The organism is Nocardia sp. NPDC049526, assembly GCF_044465765.1.
Classification (GTDB): Bacteria; Actinomycetota; Actinomycetes; order Mycobacteriales; family Mycobacteriaceae; genus Nocardia.
On record NZ_JBITMA010000032.1, the window covers coordinates 5,741 to 21,723 of the forward strand.

General features: G+C 63.5%; 13 protein-coding genes. 6 read left to right on the forward strand and 7 right to left on the reverse strand.

From position 1 onward, the window contains the following. From ACIBW7_RS42705 to ACIBW7_RS42720, 4 genes are all read right to left on the reverse strand, one after another. Positions 1–3,727, reverse strand: a 3,727-nt coding sequence (locus ACIBW7_RS42705; RefSeq protein ID WP_397056814.1) for a tetratricopeptide repeat protein, incomplete at its 3' end; no start/stop codon positions are given. A 987-nt stretch (positions 3,728–4,714) separates the two neighbouring features. Further along, on the reverse strand, positions 4,715–5,215 hold the full coding sequence (locus ACIBW7_RS42710; protein WP_397056838.1) for a hypothetical protein: 501 nt from the start codon (positions 5,213–5,215) through the stop codon (positions 4,715–4,717). Positions 5,216–5,224: 9 nt separating this feature from the next. Beyond that, positions 5,225–5,824, reverse strand: coding sequence for a TetR/AcrR family transcriptional regulator (locus ACIBW7_RS42715; RefSeq protein WP_397056816.1), 600 nt, complete (start codon positions 5,822–5,824; stop codon positions 5,225–5,227). Between the two features lie 127 nt (positions 5,825–5,951). Continuing rightward, positions 5,952–7,172, reverse strand: a complete 1,221-nt coding sequence (locus tag ACIBW7_RS42720; RefSeq protein WP_397056818.1) for an IS110 family transposase — start codon at positions 7,170–7,172, stop codon at positions 5,952–5,954. Positions 7,173–7,398: 226 nt separating this feature from the next. On the opposite strand from ACIBW7_RS42720, the gene ACIBW7_RS42725 reads away from it, so the two are divergent. Further along, the gene (locus ACIBW7_RS42725; protein WP_397056820.1) at positions 7,399–7,890 is read left to right on the forward strand and encodes a TetR/AcrR family transcriptional regulator C-terminal domain-containing protein; all 492 of its coding nucleotides are present in this window, start codon (positions 7,399–7,401) and stop codon (positions 7,888–7,890) included. Positions 7,891–8,789: 899 nt separating this feature from the next. On the opposite strand, the gene ACIBW7_RS42730 is transcribed toward ACIBW7_RS42725, so the two are convergent. The 3 genes from ACIBW7_RS42730 to ACIBW7_RS42740 are packed head-to-tail and all read right to left on the reverse strand — an operon-like array spanning position 8,790 to position 12,108. Next, a complete protein-coding gene (locus tag ACIBW7_RS42730) occupies positions 8,790–10,448 on the reverse strand; it encodes an ABC transporter permease (protein WP_397056822.1) in 1,659 nt (552 codons plus the stop codon). Further along, complete coding sequence (locus tag ACIBW7_RS42735) at positions 10,445–11,383, reverse strand: ATP-binding cassette domain-containing protein (RefSeq protein WP_397056824.1); 939 nt, start codon at positions 11,381–11,383, stop codon at positions 10,445–10,447. The genes ACIBW7_RS42730 and ACIBW7_RS42735 overlap by 4 nt, the downstream gene beginning before the upstream one ends. Positions 11,384–11,433: 50 nt before the next feature. Beyond that, positions 11,434–12,108 carry a TetR family transcriptional regulator gene (locus ACIBW7_RS42740; protein WP_397056826.1) on the reverse strand — a complete coding sequence of 225 codons (675 nt, stop codon included), beginning with the start codon at positions 12,106–12,108 and terminating at the stop codon, positions 11,434–11,436. A 111-nt stretch (positions 12,109–12,219) separates the two neighbouring features. Here ACIBW7_RS42740 and ACIBW7_RS42745 point away from each other — a divergent pair, with 111 nt between their 5' ends. From ACIBW7_RS42745 to ACIBW7_RS42765, 5 genes are all read left to right on the forward strand, one after another. Beyond that, positions 12,220–12,687: a nuclear transport factor 2 family protein gene (locus tag ACIBW7_RS42745; RefSeq protein WP_397056828.1), complete on the forward strand. Its 468-nt coding sequence runs from the start codon at positions 12,220–12,222 to the stop codon at positions 12,685–12,687. Beyond that, positions 12,684–13,064 carry a hypothetical protein gene (locus ACIBW7_RS42750; protein WP_397056830.1) on the forward strand — a complete coding sequence of 127 codons (381 nt, stop codon included), beginning with the start codon at positions 12,684–12,686 and terminating at the stop codon, positions 13,062–13,064. The genes ACIBW7_RS42745 and ACIBW7_RS42750 overlap by 4 nt, the downstream gene beginning before the upstream one ends. Position 13,065: 1 nt before the next feature. Then, complete coding sequence (locus ACIBW7_RS42755) at positions 13,066–14,628, forward strand: amidase (RefSeq protein WP_397056832.1); 1,563 nt, start codon at positions 13,066–13,068, stop codon at positions 14,626–14,628. 71 nt (positions 14,629–14,699) lie between these two features. After that, positions 14,700–15,065, forward strand: coding sequence for a hypothetical protein (locus tag ACIBW7_RS42760; RefSeq protein ID WP_397056834.1), 366 nt, complete (start codon positions 14,700–14,702; stop codon positions 15,063–15,065). A gap of 196 nt (positions 15,066–15,261) precedes the next feature. After that, on the forward strand, positions 15,262–15,633 hold the full coding sequence (locus ACIBW7_RS42765; protein ID WP_397056836.1) for a hypothetical protein: 372 nt from the start codon (positions 15,262–15,264) through the stop codon (positions 15,631–15,633). The last annotated feature ends 350 nt before the right edge of the window (positions 15,634–15,983 follow it).

A 15,983-nucleotide genomic window follows, 5' to 3' on the forward strand; every position in this document is an offset into this window, starting at 1 on the left:
GCCAGTGGGCGAGGTTGTTGCGGGTGGTGAGGGTGTTGGGGTGGTCTGGTCCGAGGACCCGCAACCTGTCGACCAGCAACCGCTCGAATTCTGTGATTGCTCCTTCGATGTCACCGGTCTGGCCGCGCCAGTGGGCGAGGTTGTTGCGGGTGGTGAGGGTGTTGGGGTGGTCTGGTCCGAGGACCCGCAACCTGTCGACCAGCAACCGCTCGAATTCTGTGATCGCTCCTTCGATGTCACCGCTTGCACTGCGCCAGTAGGCGGCGTTGTGACGGGCGGCGAGGGTGTCGAGGTGGTCAGGCCCGAGGATCCTCAGATTGTCAGTCAGCAACCGCTTATATTCGGCGATCGCTGCGGCGATGTCACCGCCTTGACCTCGCCAGTACGCGAGGTTGTTGCGGGTAGTGAGCGTGTTGGGATGGTCGGGCCCAAGCACTCTCAGATTGTCGGTCAGTAACCGCTCGTGCTCGATGATTGCTCCGTCGATGTCGCCGCTTTGACCCCGCAAGCTGGCGAGGTTGTGACGAGTTGTGAGTGTGTGGGGATGGTCGGGCCCAAGCACTCTCAGACTGTCGGTCAGTGACCGCTCACATTCGATGATTGCTGCGGCGATGTCACCGCTTTGACCTCGCCAGTATGCGAGGTTGTTGCGGGCGGTGAGCGTATTCGGATGGTCCGGCCCGAGAACCCGCAATCGGTCAACCAGTAGGCGCTCGTGTTCGGTGATCGCTGCGGAGATATCACCGCTCTCACCACGCCAATAGGCGAGGATGCCAGCGGTGGCGAAGGTGTCAGGATGGTCGGGACCAAGGACCCGCAACCGATCGACTAGTAGGCGCTCGTGTTCGGTGATCGCTGCGGAGATATCACCGTTCTCACCACGCCAATAGGCGAGGTTGCCGCGGGTGGCGAAGGTATCGGGGTGGTCCGGCCCGAGGACCCGCAACCTGTCGACCAGCAAGTGCTCGAATTCCGTGATCGCTCCGTCAATGTCACCGCTTTGACCCCTCCAGTACGCGAGGTTGTGGCGGGTGGTGAGCGTGTCGGGGTGGTCGGCATGGTCTGGCCCGAGGACCCGCAACCTGTCGACCAGCAAGTGCTCGAATTCCGTGATCGCTCCGTCAATGTCACCGCTCTGACCCCGACAGCTGGCCAAGTTGTGGCGGGTGGTGAGGGTGTCCGGGTGGTCTGGTCCGAGGGCCCGCAACCGGTCCACGAGCAGACGCTCGTATTCGGTGATCGCTGCAGGGATATCACCGCTCTCACCGAGCCAGTAGGCGACGTTGTGGCGGGTGGTGAGGGTGTCCGGGTGGTCTGGTCCGAGGGCCCGCAACCGGTCCACGAGCAGACGCTTGTGTTCGGTGATCGCTGCACGGATGTCACCGCTCTCACTGCGCCAGTACGCGAGGTTGTGGCGGGTGGCGAAGGTATTTGGGTGGTCTGGCCCGAGGACCCGCAGATTGTCGGCCAGCAGACGCTCGTATTCGGTGATCGCTGCACGGATGTCACCACGCCAGTAAGCGAGGTTGCCACGCGAGGTAAGGGTACTCGGGTGGTCCGGCCCGAGGAACCGCAAACTGTCGGCCAGCAACCGCTCGAGTTCAATAATCGCACCGGCTATATCACCACTCTCCCCGCGCCAGCAGGCAAGATGGTGGCGAGCGACGAGGTTGTCGGGGTGGCCGGGTCCCAGTGTTTGGTTGATCAGGGGCAGCCAGGATGCCCAGGTGTCGCGGTTATCGGCCGGTCGTGGGGTGTCGAAGGCTGTGAGCAAATTTAGGGCGGCGTCGGGTTCGCCGCAGGCTAGGTAGTGGCGGGCACCGGCACCGCGGGCGTAGGTGACGCTACGATCACCAGCGACGTTTTCTAGCGCTGTGGTAATCGCTTGGTGCGCGTCGATGACGGAAGTGCCTAGTCGGTCGACTTCGGCCGCGATGGGCGTGAGGAACTCTTCGTGGGCAAGTCCAAGTCGTTCCTCGGGTGTGCCGGGGTTACCTCGACTGATCAACATTCCGAGAGCGACCACACTGTCGCGTAGACCGCCATCTGTCACGGTATGGCCGAGCGCTGTTAGCGCGGCGTGCAGGAGTTCGACCGGCAACACCGGGCCGGATCCGGCTGCGGTGAGTACGGCCAGCAGGGCAGGGATCGGTCGTGAAGCTGCGGTGTCGGTGGTGTGCAGGGCCTGGCGGACGCGTTTGGCGACGAGCTCCGACAAGGTGATGCCGCCACGGATTTCGAGTGCGTCGTCGCTGTCGAGTTCGGTTAGCAATCGTGCCAGTAGCCAACCACCCACGTCGGACTGTCCCTGCAGGCGGGTGATCCACCGCTGCCAGTCACTCACTGTGTCGTCGAGTGCTCGACTCGCGACGTCGTGAGCCGCGTCCGCGACTCGGGCGATCTCCTCAAGAGTCGGGGCTGGGATCTGGATGTGGTGTATCCCGGTGAAAAGCGGTTGGTCCTCGAGTCCGTCGCCTTCCCGGATTCCGACAAGCAGCTTCACATGCTCGAGTTCGTCGCCCCCGACGAGTTTTGTCAGCGCGGCCAGGATCAGGTCGCGGGTACCGGATTCGGCCTGATCGAGACCGTCGATGACGATATTGATCGGCTGCCACCGAGTTGGTATCCGCGCCAACGGTTCCAGGACCATTGACTCGAAAACATCGACCTCCGAACCATCCGCGGCACTTGTCGAAGCGATCGAAGTCGCGTCGGCGAACTCGTCCACGCGGCGACGCAGCTGCTCCGACAACTCGACAGCCAGTGATTCGAGCGACGTTGCGGCGGAGACGAATGCGGCGGCGGCTACATAATCGGGGCTGAACCAGGCCTTCCCCAGCAGTCCCGGACGGATCAACAGTGACATGAGCGTCGATTTACCGCAGCCAGCCGGGCCGATCACCACGCGCAGGCGACTGCCGGTGTCACCGACTACTTCGAAGATTCGTTGCCGCAGCGAGTCTGTGAGGACCACTCCCTCGGTGAGCTGATCCACCAACCCCGCCGTCGATCGCCCACGCACGGCGTCGTCGCGGCGAGCGACGTTCGGCACCAGCCACAAACCCGGATCGCCACCATGGGCCACACCCCAGTGCCCGGGAACCTGACGCGGGCAGCCCGACGTCAAGGGATCCAGCAGGTCTAGCGGCAATAGGTTCTCCCCGCGGGCAGGGAGGCCGTGTTCGAACACGGACAGTGTGGTGCGGGTGAAGCAGCCGTCATAGGCGTTTTCGTTGCCGGTTGCTACCAACAGCTCGATTCGCTTCGCCCCCAACGCGGTTCGTTCGGTCAGCCGCTGTGATCCACTGGTGAGGCCTTCCCGGGTTTCACAGGCGTCGATCATGACGATCAGCCCATCTACTGGGTGCCGGTCCAGTTGCTCGCTCAGCACCTGCACCAGGTGCAGTGCGGTATCGGACTCTGGCATGGTCGGCGAGTCATGTGCCAGCAGAAAGAAATTCCCGTCGCCGGTCACCACACCATGACCGATGAAGCTGATCAGCAACGCCGCCTGCTGCTCCGAGGCCGTCGTGAACGCGGCCTTAACCGCCGAAACCAGCTCCGCAGTAGTCGGATTCAGTAGTGCACCACCCGAACTTACGGCTGATTCCCAGCCTCCCAAGGCGCTTAACCGGTCAGCGAGGTCGCTCGCCAACCGGTCCGCGAACCCCAATCGGCGCAACGTCTCGCATTCCGACCCCACCACAAGCGCCAGCCTGCCTCCCACCCCGCGAACATACCCCTCACGCGCGCGCCGTCGATGAATAACTCGACGACGACCAACAGCGGCCCAGATCCAACCCCGACGTCAGATGTCGCGCCCGATGAGTCGATGTCCTGATCGAACAGGCCATGCTCAGACACTGAGCGAATCGTGCAGGGCGCCAAAACCTACACTCCACCGGTTTGTGAAGTAAGCCGTGACCTTGGGTTATCTCGGTTCGGGACGGTAGGGTCCGAGGTTGAAGAAGGGAGGGTGAATGGGATACGAGAGGCTCATACCCGAGCGCACGATTGATTCGCTGCTTGCGGCAGAGATTGTCCGACACGACCCGTACGCATTGGTCTGGTCGCCATCGCAATTCGACGACGCGGCAGATCACGTCCTGTACGGCCAGGAAGCACAATTCGGCGTTTTCGAGTGTAAAGCGGTGGCTAGCAATCGCTTACTCGATCCTACAGCGACATGGCGCGTTTCAATCGCGCGACAGCAGGTCAGCGACTATGCGACGCTGCCGTATCCAGTCTTGTACCTTTTCCTGGCGAAGCCAATCGCACTGCAATCGCCTGAGTATCGGCCGTGCTCGATCGGGTCGTGCTCGGACAAAGCTTGCACAGCTTGATGTCGCGACAGTCGCACATGGGGGTTTCTCGCTCCCCACGTCCAGTCCTCGCCACTCCCACTGCGATTGCAGCCATGGTTCTGTCACTGGGCGTGGGTGATCACCGCTCACGACCTACTTGTCCATCTCGACGGGGTGCGCTCGAACTGTGATACCCAAACCGTTCATCTCGACGATCAGTTCCTCGGCTCTATACCTGGAGCTATGCGGCTGTGCCATGCTCCGCTGCCACGAGTGCACTTGCTCGGCAAGCTGGGTGTGGATCTCGGATGTCACAGGACCAGGACGATAGCGTGTGCACGGATGCTTTGGCCGCGCGAACCACCAATCGACGGGAACCCTCGGGCCTCTGGGGAATCTGCACTACCGACCTAACAGCCGGTAAGGACGGCGTGTTGCCGCGAAGCGGTTATTAGGCACCGCCTGGGCCAGTGCAGACCAGTTCGAAAGCCTGAGGTAGATGGCGGCATCGTGGGCACAGGGCCGAGGCGGAAGGGTTTCGCGCGAGCGGGTTCTTTCTGGCCGTAGACGAAGATAAGTCCGGTGCCGTCTTGCCGGACCCACAGGTCGATATCGGGCATCGCCTCGGGGTCGAAGCGCAGCGGAATCCACGACGGCACGTAGTTGCACATGTCTTGGATGCCGGGTAGCGGCGGCAGCCCGGCCAGGTGCGGTGCCGCGTAGCGGGGTGTGCCGAGCTGCGTGCCCAACTGGTAGAACGACGGCAGCGCGTTGGCACTGGGGCGGCACGCTTGGCGTACTGGTCGCAGCCAACGGTGTCCACTGAAGACCCGAGGATGTCGAACATAGGCCCTGGCCGGCCAGCTGACGGCGCTGATCCATGCGTCTGCTCCAGAGGCTCGACGGCTGATTGGTCTTCTCTACGGCAATCGCAGGCCTGTCAGCAGTTTGGTGAGGATCGCGAGAGTCTGTTCCCGGACCGCATCGGGGGCCTCGGCATCGGCGATGGTACGTGCAGCTTCGCCGATGATCGCGCAGCACAGGCGTGCCAGCAGATCGGCTGGATAGCGGGGCAGGAGCTGCTTGTCCATGAGTTCGCTGAGGACCAGTTCCAGGAGACGGCCGGCGTATTGCTGATCCAGTTCGCGCCACCTCGACCAGCCGAGTACAGCCGGGCCTTCCTCGAGCACGATGCGGCGGTATCGCGTCTCGGTGCATGCCTGCAGATACTTCGCCACCGCGTCCAGCCCCCACTGCCAAGCGTCGTCGGCCGAGGGGGCATTCGCGAGCAGGGTGGTCGCCGTATCGGTCTGGACCCGCTCGAAGACGGCTTCGAACAGTGTTTGCTTGTCCTTGAAGTGCCGGTATACCGCGCCTTTGGTGAATCTTGCTGCGGCACCGACTGCGTCCATCGAGGTCTGACGGTAGCCGTCCTCGACGAACAGCCGTTCAGCTGCCGCGACGAGCGCCTGACGGGTCTGTTCGACGTATTCCAGACGCTGGGGCTTGACCTCATTCACAGAACGCATAATATTGCAGATACTAGCAGTATCATAGATACTCAAGGTTTACCTGATTGAGCAGGCTAACGGACTGCGCTCTTTGCTGAATCGCCGCCGGTTTCCGAAGGGAATCTCAATGACGATGTCAAGCCGCGACTGGGACTGCGCTGATGTCCGGGGGCTTGGTGTCGAAGGGTCGGTTGTCGCGCAGCAGTGCCCACAGCACATCGACCAGGCGCCGAGCCAGGGCTAGGAGGGCTTGGGTATGGATGAGTCGTTCAGTGCGTTTGCGCTGGTAGAACATTCGGGAGGGTCCCTCGTTCTTGATCGAGGACAGGGCGGCCATGAAGAACACGCGCCGCAGTCTGCGGTTGTAGCGTTTGGGTCGGTGCAGGTTGGCGCTGATCCTGCCGGAATCGCGTGGCACGGGCACGAGCCCGGCGTAGGAGGCCAGCCGGCCCGGGGTGGCGAACTCGGCCAGGGCGTCGCCGCCGGTGTTCACGAGGAACTCGGTGCCCAGGTGCGGGCCCATGCCGGGCAGGGACTCGATGATCGCGGCCTGGGGGTGTTCGCGGAAGCGGGCGGTGATCTGCTTGTCGAGGTCCTTGATCTCGCGGTCGAGATCGAGCAGCTTGCCAGCGAGCCGCTTGATCAGTGTGGCGGTGGTGGCCTCGCCCGGTACGGCGATGTCCTGGGTTGTGGCCGCGGCCACCGCCTGCGCGGCCATCGCGTCGATACCTTTGCGCCACGCCCCGTTCTCGGTGAGATATGTTGTGACACCGTCGATTCCGGCGTCGCGGATCTCAGCCGGGGTGCAGAATCGGGTGACCAGGATCAGCGGCGAGCGCGCCGAGTAGTCGAATGCCGCCTCGAGGGCGGGGAAAATCGAGGCGAGCATGGCGCGCAGTTGGTTGACCCCACGCACCCAGTCACCCATCAGGTCGGCGCGGTAGCTCGACAGCCGGGTCAGCTCGGCGACCAGATCGTCGGGCGCGGTCACCGGTTGCAGATCCGAACGCATGCGGGCGGTGTCGGCGATGACGCGGGCGTCCTTGGCGTCGGTCTTGCCCTCACCGCGGAACACGCCGGTCATGGTGGCCACCATGCGGCCGGGCACATACACCACCGACTCGCCGACACTCAGCAGGACCGTGATCAGCAACGCGGCCAGCGGACTGGTCAGATCGATCGCCCAGCCCAACTCGACCCCGGTCTTGCGGGCACGCTCGATCACCGACTCGATCGCTCGCTGATCGTTGGCGAGCTTGCCCGACCAGCACACCTTGCCGTTCTCATCGACCACGCACACATGGTGAGCAACCTTGCCGACATCGATACCGATCCAGATCCGTTGGCGCAGAGCCACTCCCACACTCCCATTCCCACGACCCAAGCCCGAGGACAACCCCGCCATCAGGTCCCTAACCAGCGACGACTCGCATCAGATCTCAATCAGAGGCCGGAGTGTCCAGCGCGGTGGGGCAGCCATTCCTTCGAAGCCACAACAACAGCAACCAGCACATCAGCTACACCCACCGCTCTGGGCATCCAGGGCACCAACCCCAGACACCTACAAACTTAGGGAGGCAGCCATGACACACCGCGCCCCGATCGGCCACGGACTGGGCATCGCACGGCTCGCGGCGGAAATCGACTACCCGCCCCTCACGGGAGACGTAAAAACCGACGTCTTCGGCATCCTGGAACAGTTACGCGCCGCGTATCGACGCCATCCATTGGCACAGGAAGCCGAACCATCGAACATCGGCCCGCATGCCGTGCGATACCTTGACCACATGGCCGGTGCATTGGCGCCGACAGGCCTCGACGCCACTGCCACCCTGACGGGCATCGGCCTCCTCACAGGATGGGTACGCGCCTTCGCCGCACAAGAAGGAGCCGGACTCTCCAGCCACGCAAATATGGCTGGCCTCATCTCGGCGATGCTGCCCCGCGGCGACTACCCGCACCTGACTGCGCTATTCACCACCCTTAAATCCGCCACAACTCCACCCGGCACCGATACTGCATTCCGAACAGGCATAGAATCACTGCTGTTCGGCATTATTCCTACGGAACCGTGATTCGCCCACTGCAGTAGGCGTCCTGCATTGCCATGCGCCGGTGCCTATCGCAGCATCCTTCGCGCGTTCGACCACCCGAATCAATTCTCCCTTACATGCAGAATGCGTCGGCACGTCGATCACCCGGCTTTCGGTTCGCGGGCGCCGGGTAGTACGTCGAGAGATCAGCCATAGTGACCCGACTATTAATGACATGGCAGTCATAAATATCTCAGTTAGAATAATCATCTCGCCGACAACGAACACTGTATTCATGGCGAGCTTCCTTCCGTCTCGGGCTGCTTGTGCTCGGATGACTGCCCGCCAAATTTCATGGTGCACCGAACTTCCATCGGCAGATCCTGGCGACGTGATAGAAAGCTGCAATACGCCGAGCTATCGAGAACTGCAGTTTCACCCTGGCTGGTAGGTCCGCAAAGTGACGTGCGTGGCTGCTCGAGCCTGCCCGCACGGCGGCGGAAGTGTATGTCAACGAGCGAAAACCGACTTATTCGAGTTCGGCTGGGCTATCAAGGCTGCAGCGCAATGGGAAGCCGGATTTCCGCACAAACGGATTGAACTTGTAGAGTCTTACGGTCGCTCGATTGAATATATCTAGGAACAGCTCGCTCGAGGGAAATTTTGACCAGCCGCCGCAGTAGCTCACCCGCTCTGTCGGGATCGAGTACGTGAGAATCCCTCAGCAAGGACCATACGGGACAGTCGGGAGACATCCGATCGAGCCATTAGAGGTCGGTAATCGATGTATCGACTGTCTGATAATTTTCTCGAGACGGATTGATTCGAACACGAAGATCGACCAAATCCGCATAGTCGGTATCGAACCATTGCATGGCATTTTGTCATCGGTGGAGTGTGCCCTTGGAGTGAAGCCTCCAAGGGCACACTCGGAACACTACTCAGCGCAGGTCGCGGCGCCGGAAGCCGACAAGCCCGACCGTGATCACCGCTGCCGCGATCGCCACCAGGATCACCACCGGGGTGGCGGTGAACGATGCGGCAGGCAGCTTCGGCAGGTGGCTGTATGGGTCGAGGTTCAGTAGCCAGTGCGGTATGCCGGAGATGGATCCGAGCAGGAAGAAGGCGAGTCCACCGGTGAACACGCCCCACGCCACCGGTGTCCACCGGGGCAGCAGCCCGAACAGCAGCACGGTCGCTCCGGTGAACAACCAGATGGCCGGCAGCTGCACCATCGCCGCACCGAGCACCCGCGGGAGTTTGCCGCCGACGTCGTGGGCCGCTAAGCCGTAGGCGAGGCCACCGACGCAACCCGAAACCAACAGCAGCACTACAGGTCCCCCGAGCGCGAATACCAGATGTGAAGCGGCCCAGCGAATCCGGCCGATCGCACCGGTGAGCACGGCCTCGGCACGGTCGGCGGTCTCTTCCGAATACAACCGCAGCGCAGCCGAAATCGAGTACGCGGCCACTGCGAGGCCGAGCATGGTGAAGGCCATGGTGACCATCGAATCCTCGAGCATCTGCGAGCCGCCCATCCGGGCGATGAGGTCGCGCATGGTCTGATTGGAACCCAGCTCATCTCCGATGCCATTGATCACGCTGCCGAACATCAGTGCGTACAAACTGAGCCCGATGCACCAGGCCACCAGCGTGCCACGCTGCATCCGCCAGGCGAGCCCGAGCGGCCCCGCCAGCGCGGAACCCGCCGCGGGTGCACCGGACCGCTCGGCGATCAGTCCCGCCCCGAGATCGCGCCGGGACAACAGCAGATAGGCTGCGACGATCAACACTGCGGCGGTCGCCGCATGCAGCAGCAGAATCCACCAGTGATCGCCGGCGAACGGCCGCACCTGCAACGACCAGCCCAGCGGTGACAACCAGGTGAGCACGTTTGTGGGGCCGTCCGCGGCGCGGGCATCACCGATCGCGCGCAGCGTGTATGTGCCCGCCAGCACGGCGAAGGCGATACCGCGCGCGGTCCTGGCGCCGGCGCTGAGCTGCGCGGCCACCGCGGCGACGGCGGCGAACACGATGCCCGAGGCGGCCTCGGCGAGCCCGAACGCGAGTGCACCATTGCCGGGCACCCCGGCACCCTTGATGCTGGCAGCACCGATCAGACCGGTGGCCAGCGCACCTCCGCAAGCGATCGTGAGTGCGGCGGTGAGGCTCGCGAACCGCCCGACCTGGGTCGAGGCGAGCAGTTCCTCGCGCCCCGTCTCCTCCTCGGCACGAGTGTGGCGGATAACGGTGAGAATCGTGGCGATCGCGATGAGCGCGTGAAACGGCCCGGCCTTCCATACCCCCGCCGCACCGAGTGTGAGATTGTAGATCGGCCCGTACATGGCCAACTGCGCGGGGCTGGACAGGATCGTCTTCGCGAAGTCCGCCAGATCGGCCGGGGTGTTGACAAGCTTGTCGACACTCTTGACGTAGACGCTGCCCAGTGGGACTGACAGCAGCAGCACCCACAGTGGCAGCACGATGCGGTCGCGCCGCAGATACAGCCGCAGCAGTTGCAGGGTTCCGGCGAAAGTTGAGGCGCCGCGGGCGGATTCGGTGAATCCGTAGTGCGGGCGCGTGGCAGTGGCGGTCGTCATTTCGATGCCTCCGCGTAGTGGCGGCCCGAATCATTACTGCCGGCGTTGTGCCCGTCGAGCGAATAGTGGCGCAGGAACAGCTCTTCCAGTGTCGGCGGTTGGCTGACCAGGCTGCGCACACCGGCATCACCGAGGATCCGGATCAACTCACCCAGATGTTCGCTGTCGACCTGGCAGCGCAGCGTGTGGTCGTCGATGCTGACGTCCTCGACTCCCGCGATCCGGCCGAGATCGCCCGGATCACCGATCATTTCGGCCTTGATCGAGGTGCGGCTCAGATGCCGCATCGACGCGAGCGTGCCGCTCTCCACCGTCGCGCCGGCGCGGATGATGGTGACGCGGTCACACAGCGTCTCTACCTCGGACAGGATGTGGCTGGACAGCAGCACCGTCACCCCCCGATCGGTGGCCTCCTGGACACATTCCCCGAAAACCTGTTCCATCAACGGATCCAGGCCCGAGGTGGGCTCGTCGAGCATCAGCAGATTCGCGTTCGAGGAAAACGCCGACACCAGGGCGACCTTCTGCCGGTTGCCCTTGGAATAGGTGCGGGCCTTCTTGCGCGGATCCAGCTCGAACCGCTCGATCAACTCCTCGCGACGATCGGGATCCAGGCCGCCGCGCATGCGGGCCAGCAGATCGATCGTCTCACCGCCGGACAGCGTCGGCCACAGCGTGACATCACCTGGAACATAAGCGATCTCGCTGTGCAGGCCAACCGCGTCGGCCCACGGGTCTCGGCCGAGCACACGTACCTCGCCCGAGGTGCGGGCCAGGATGCCCAGCAGAATACGGATGGTGGTCGACTTGCCCGCCCCGTTAGGGCCAAGGAAGCCGTGCACTTCCCCCTCGACGACCTCGAGGTCGAGACCGTCGAGAGCGTGCACCTGTCCGAAATGCTTGCGCAGATCGCGGACGTCAATTGCCGATGACATCGAATCTCCTTGAGAGATTGAGGATCAATATTTGTATGTGAGAATTGGGATCACTGTTCGGCGAGCAGGGCATCGAGCACCGTCGAATCGGTGAACAGACCGTGCGTGCTCATCTCGACCGCCGGCAGCATCATCTGTTCGGCGAACTCGCGAAGCGCCTTTCGATAGTCGAGCTCCCCGTCGTGCCTAGCCTCGTGCAGTTGCAGGAAGAAGAAGAACCCACCGCCGCTCTGGGTCGCCAGATAGCGGGCCGTCGCCTTGAGATCTGTTGGTGAGCGCAAGGTCCCAGCCTCGATGCCGATCGCCAGATACGCCTCGACGTCGGCGACCATCTGCTCGAACCACGTCACCAGAAGGGCACCGCCCGCCTGAAAGGTCCGCATCAGGTAGGCAATGAGCGGCGCGTACTCCTCGATCTCCGTGAGCGCTTGCAGCGTCGCAGTCGGCGACGGCTCCAGCACGTACTCCGTCTTCGCCGTCCGGATGAGCGAACGAACATGCTCGTCGCACTCCGCTCGAAGTCCATCTTTGGATCCGAAGTGATGATTCACCAACCCGGGCGACACACCCGCGGCCTTCGCGATCGCTCGAACACCGACTCCGAACCCTTCCTCGCCGAATACGACGATCGCGGCGTCCCGGATACGGGCCCGAGTGTTCAGATCCGCAGGCGGATCTTTCCGATAAGGTTGCTCTCTTAAACGCATGTTCAATATGCTATACATACGTTCAATTGTCGCGCAAGTATTCAGATTTGCAGTCCCCCTGCTTGACATCGGCGGCGATACCTATCGTATACTCCGATACTGACAGTATCTGAAATACTGGAGGTTTGAATGGCTGTTTGGGCTCGCACCCATGAGGAGGTTGTCGAGGCATTCGCCGCTGGATGGCGCCACCCGGACCCACATGCCTGGGATGAACTGTTGGCCGACGATGTCGACCTGCGGCAACCGTTCTTACGCAAGGGCCACGGTCGTGACCTGTGGCAGCAGGAAGCACAACGACTGCTGACCTTCTTGCCCGACGCCCGCAGCGAAGTGCTGGGCTGGGCAGGCCGCACCGACATGGTTTTCATCGAGATCCGCATCGACGCCACCCTTGCTGGGCGTCCCTCGAGCTTCCAGGCGATCGACCGGCTCCGTATTGATTCCACCGGCCTGGTCCTCCAGCGCGATTCGTTCTTCGACCCTGGCCCGGTGGCGTTGACGGTCGTGCGGCGTCCGTCGGCGTGGTGGCCATGGTGGCGTTCGGGTCTCGGTCCCTTGCTCGTCCGCCGTCGTTTTCTGAAGGAGTTGTCATGAAGAACCGTTCTCTGATCATCCGTAGCCTCGGTGTGACCCGGCTGGCCGTCGGGCTGTCCACCTTTGTCAACCCGCGATTAGCCCGGCGTTCCCTCGGGATCGCCGACCGCGACGCCGACGGAGGCACCGTCGCCCGCATGTTCGGCATCCGTGACGCCGCGCTGGCCATCGCAACACTCAGCAACGATCCGGTCGTTCGGAACGCCGGTGTGCGCTTGGGCGTCCTCGCCGACGCCGCCGACACCGTCGCGATCGTCAACGGACGTCGTGCCGGTGTCACCACGCGTGGGGCACTGCTCATGGGCGGAGCCGCCGCATTCTTCACTGTTGCCGGTATCGCCGCATGGCCACAGTCGCACCAGGACCCACAGGTGTGACGTGCACGACGACGAGTACGGCGCACTCGACGCCGTGGCGCTGGCCGCCGCGGTGGCAAGGGGCGAGACCACCGCAGCGGAGCTGCTCGACATCGCAATTCGGCGCACAGCGGAGTTGAACCCCGCGCTGAACGCCGTCGTCCGATCCATGGAATCGTTTGCGGCACAGCAGGTCACAGCTCCATTGACCGGACCGTTCGCTGGAGTTCCCTTTCTCCTCAAAGACCTGCTACAGGACTTTGCCGGCGTGCCGACCTCTGCCGGAAGTCAGGTCCTCGCCGAGGTCCCGGCTCCGGCGCACGCCACCGTCGTGCGTCGCTGGCTCGATGCCGGGCTGGTTATCTTCGGCAAGACCAACACCTCGGAATTCGGCGCCAAGGCCGTCACCGAAACCGATCTGTTCGGCCCGGCCCGCAATCCGTGGCACCTCGGCCGCACGCCGGGCGGCTCATCCGGCGGTGCGGCCGCGGCCGTCGCTGCCGGAATCGTGCCCGTCGCCGGTGCGACCGACGGCGGCGGCTCCATCCGAATCCCTGCCGCCTGCTGTGGACTGTTCGGACTCAAGCCCGGTCGTGGCCTCATACCCGCGGGCCCGAATCATGCTGAGCTGCTCAATGGTTCGGCGACCCATGGCGTCATCTCACGGTCCGTCCGGGATACCGCTGCCATGCTCGACGTGCTCCGCGGCCAGGATGCAGTACCGCCCTACCTGCCCGCGCTCCCGAACAGCTGTTTCCTCGACGAGGTTGGACGCGACCCCGGCCGCCTGCGCATCGGTTACCGGCTCGAATCCATCCTCGGGACAATGCCTTCAGTCGAAGCGGTTGCAGCGGTACGGGATGCGGCCGACCTGCTGACAGAGTTGGGTCACGACGTCGAACCCGCCGACATAGAACTCTATGACGCCGACAGCGCTGCCGACTTTCTCGTCCCATTCTTCGTGCAGATAGCCGCTGACGTCGAGGCGGCCCGGCGACACGGTGGCCGAAACGGCGGTTTCGAACTCGACACCCTATTGGCCGCCGCGGCCGGTCGAGCTGTCCGGGCACCCGAATACGCCCAGGCCGTTAGCCGGTGGCACCGTCACCGTCACCGGCTCGCTGCGTTTCACAGCCAATACCATCTGCTCCTCACCCCAACCCTGGCCCAGCGTCCGCTTCAGATCGGCGCCTCGACGAGCCCACACCTCGAACAAGCTGTCGGCCGTGCCCTTCTCAATTCCCGCACCGCCGCCCTCGTGCACCGCATCGGCGTATTCGAACGCATCGCGCGTCGCCAACTGACTTGGGCGCCCTACACCCAACTGGCAAACATCACCGGTTGCCCAGCCGCCTCGGTCCCGTTGTACTGGACCGATGACGGCCTGCCACTAGGCGTCCAGTTCGTGGCCCCACCCGCTGGCGAAGCACTCCTCATCCGACTCACAGCCCAACTCGAAGCCGCTCGGCCCTGGTCAAGCCGACGGCCACCGGAATGGCGACGGAACAAGCGCGGCGGCTATTCCAGTGCAGCGGATCATCGGCGCTTCCGTCTTGGCGGAATCGACTTCTGTCACCGCCCGTGACTTCTCACGAGGCCCGTGTGCAGGGGGTTGGGTCCACTTCTTGATCCGCCGCGAATTCTGAAGGAGTTGCCATGACGCACCATTCTTTGATTGCTCGCGGACTGGGTATCGCGCGACTCGCGATCGGCCTGTCCACATTCAGGTGGCCGGCGCTGGCTCGCCGATCGCTCGGTATTGCAGTGTCCGACGCCGCCGGTCGCATCATCGCCCGAATGTTCGGTATTCGAGATGCCGCATTGGCTTTGGCGACCCTGAGCTCCGATCCGGTGGTTCGCAATACGGGATTGCGACTCGGCGCGCTCGCGGATGCGGGGGACGCCGTCGCAGTGGTGCTCGGCCGCCGGGGCGGTGTCACCGCCTCCGGAGCAACTCTCATCGGCGGTGGAGCCGCACTGTTCGCGTTGGCGGGATTGGCAGCGCTCCCGCGGCAATCCTGACCGGACCGCGCTTCGGGAGAGCGGCCATATCCGCCGAGTGCGACACGCTGTTCGAGCCGCCGTGCGAATAGGCCACGGCGGCAACGCATTACACTGATGACATCTGGTTCCGTGCTGAAAAGCCTTGTCCTACAACGAGTTCGGGTCCGTCCCGATGTTTCGAGGAGGGTTCAGGTGGAAAACCAAGCTGGCCCAGATGGCGATGAGCTACCGCTTCGCCCAGGAACTCGACGGAACGCCAGTAACGCTGAACGTGGCCTACCCCGGACACGCCTACACCTCGATGAACAAGGACCTCACCATCGACACTTACCCGCCACTGGCGCGTCCGATCGTGCCGCTGCTGCGGCTCGCTATGCCGCTCGTCTTCGGCCACAAGGCACTGCTCAAGGCCACACGGTCCAGCGTTCACCTCGCGTCCAGTCCTGAGGTCTGCAACACCAACGGCACCTACTTCAACACCAAGGCCATCCCGACCCCGTGGCCCGATGCCGTCCTGGACGAACGCACGCGCACCACCATCTGGGAACTATGTGCGACGCACCGCGACCGCCTGACCGCACCGTGACACCCGCCGTCACACGAACGGACGTGCGGTCATGACTCACCGCTCGGACTCGATCACCGTCGCTTCATCGATCCCAACGGCGACACCAACCGCAAGCCAGGGAAGATCACCGCCCGTGGGATTTCACCAGCGAGGATGACCGATCAGCAGCCATCGCCGTCTATCCACTCAACTATCACCGACCACACTCAGGAGCAGGCGGTCAGCCACCGGCCTCACGCCTTCGGGAAGGTGTCACCAACGTCCGGCTCTCCTACACCTAGGTCGTGTTTCGAAAGTCGGGTCACCGTAGCCACAGGTCGATGGCGGCGATGTGGACGGTAGCCAGGAAGCGGACGGCGAGTTTGTCG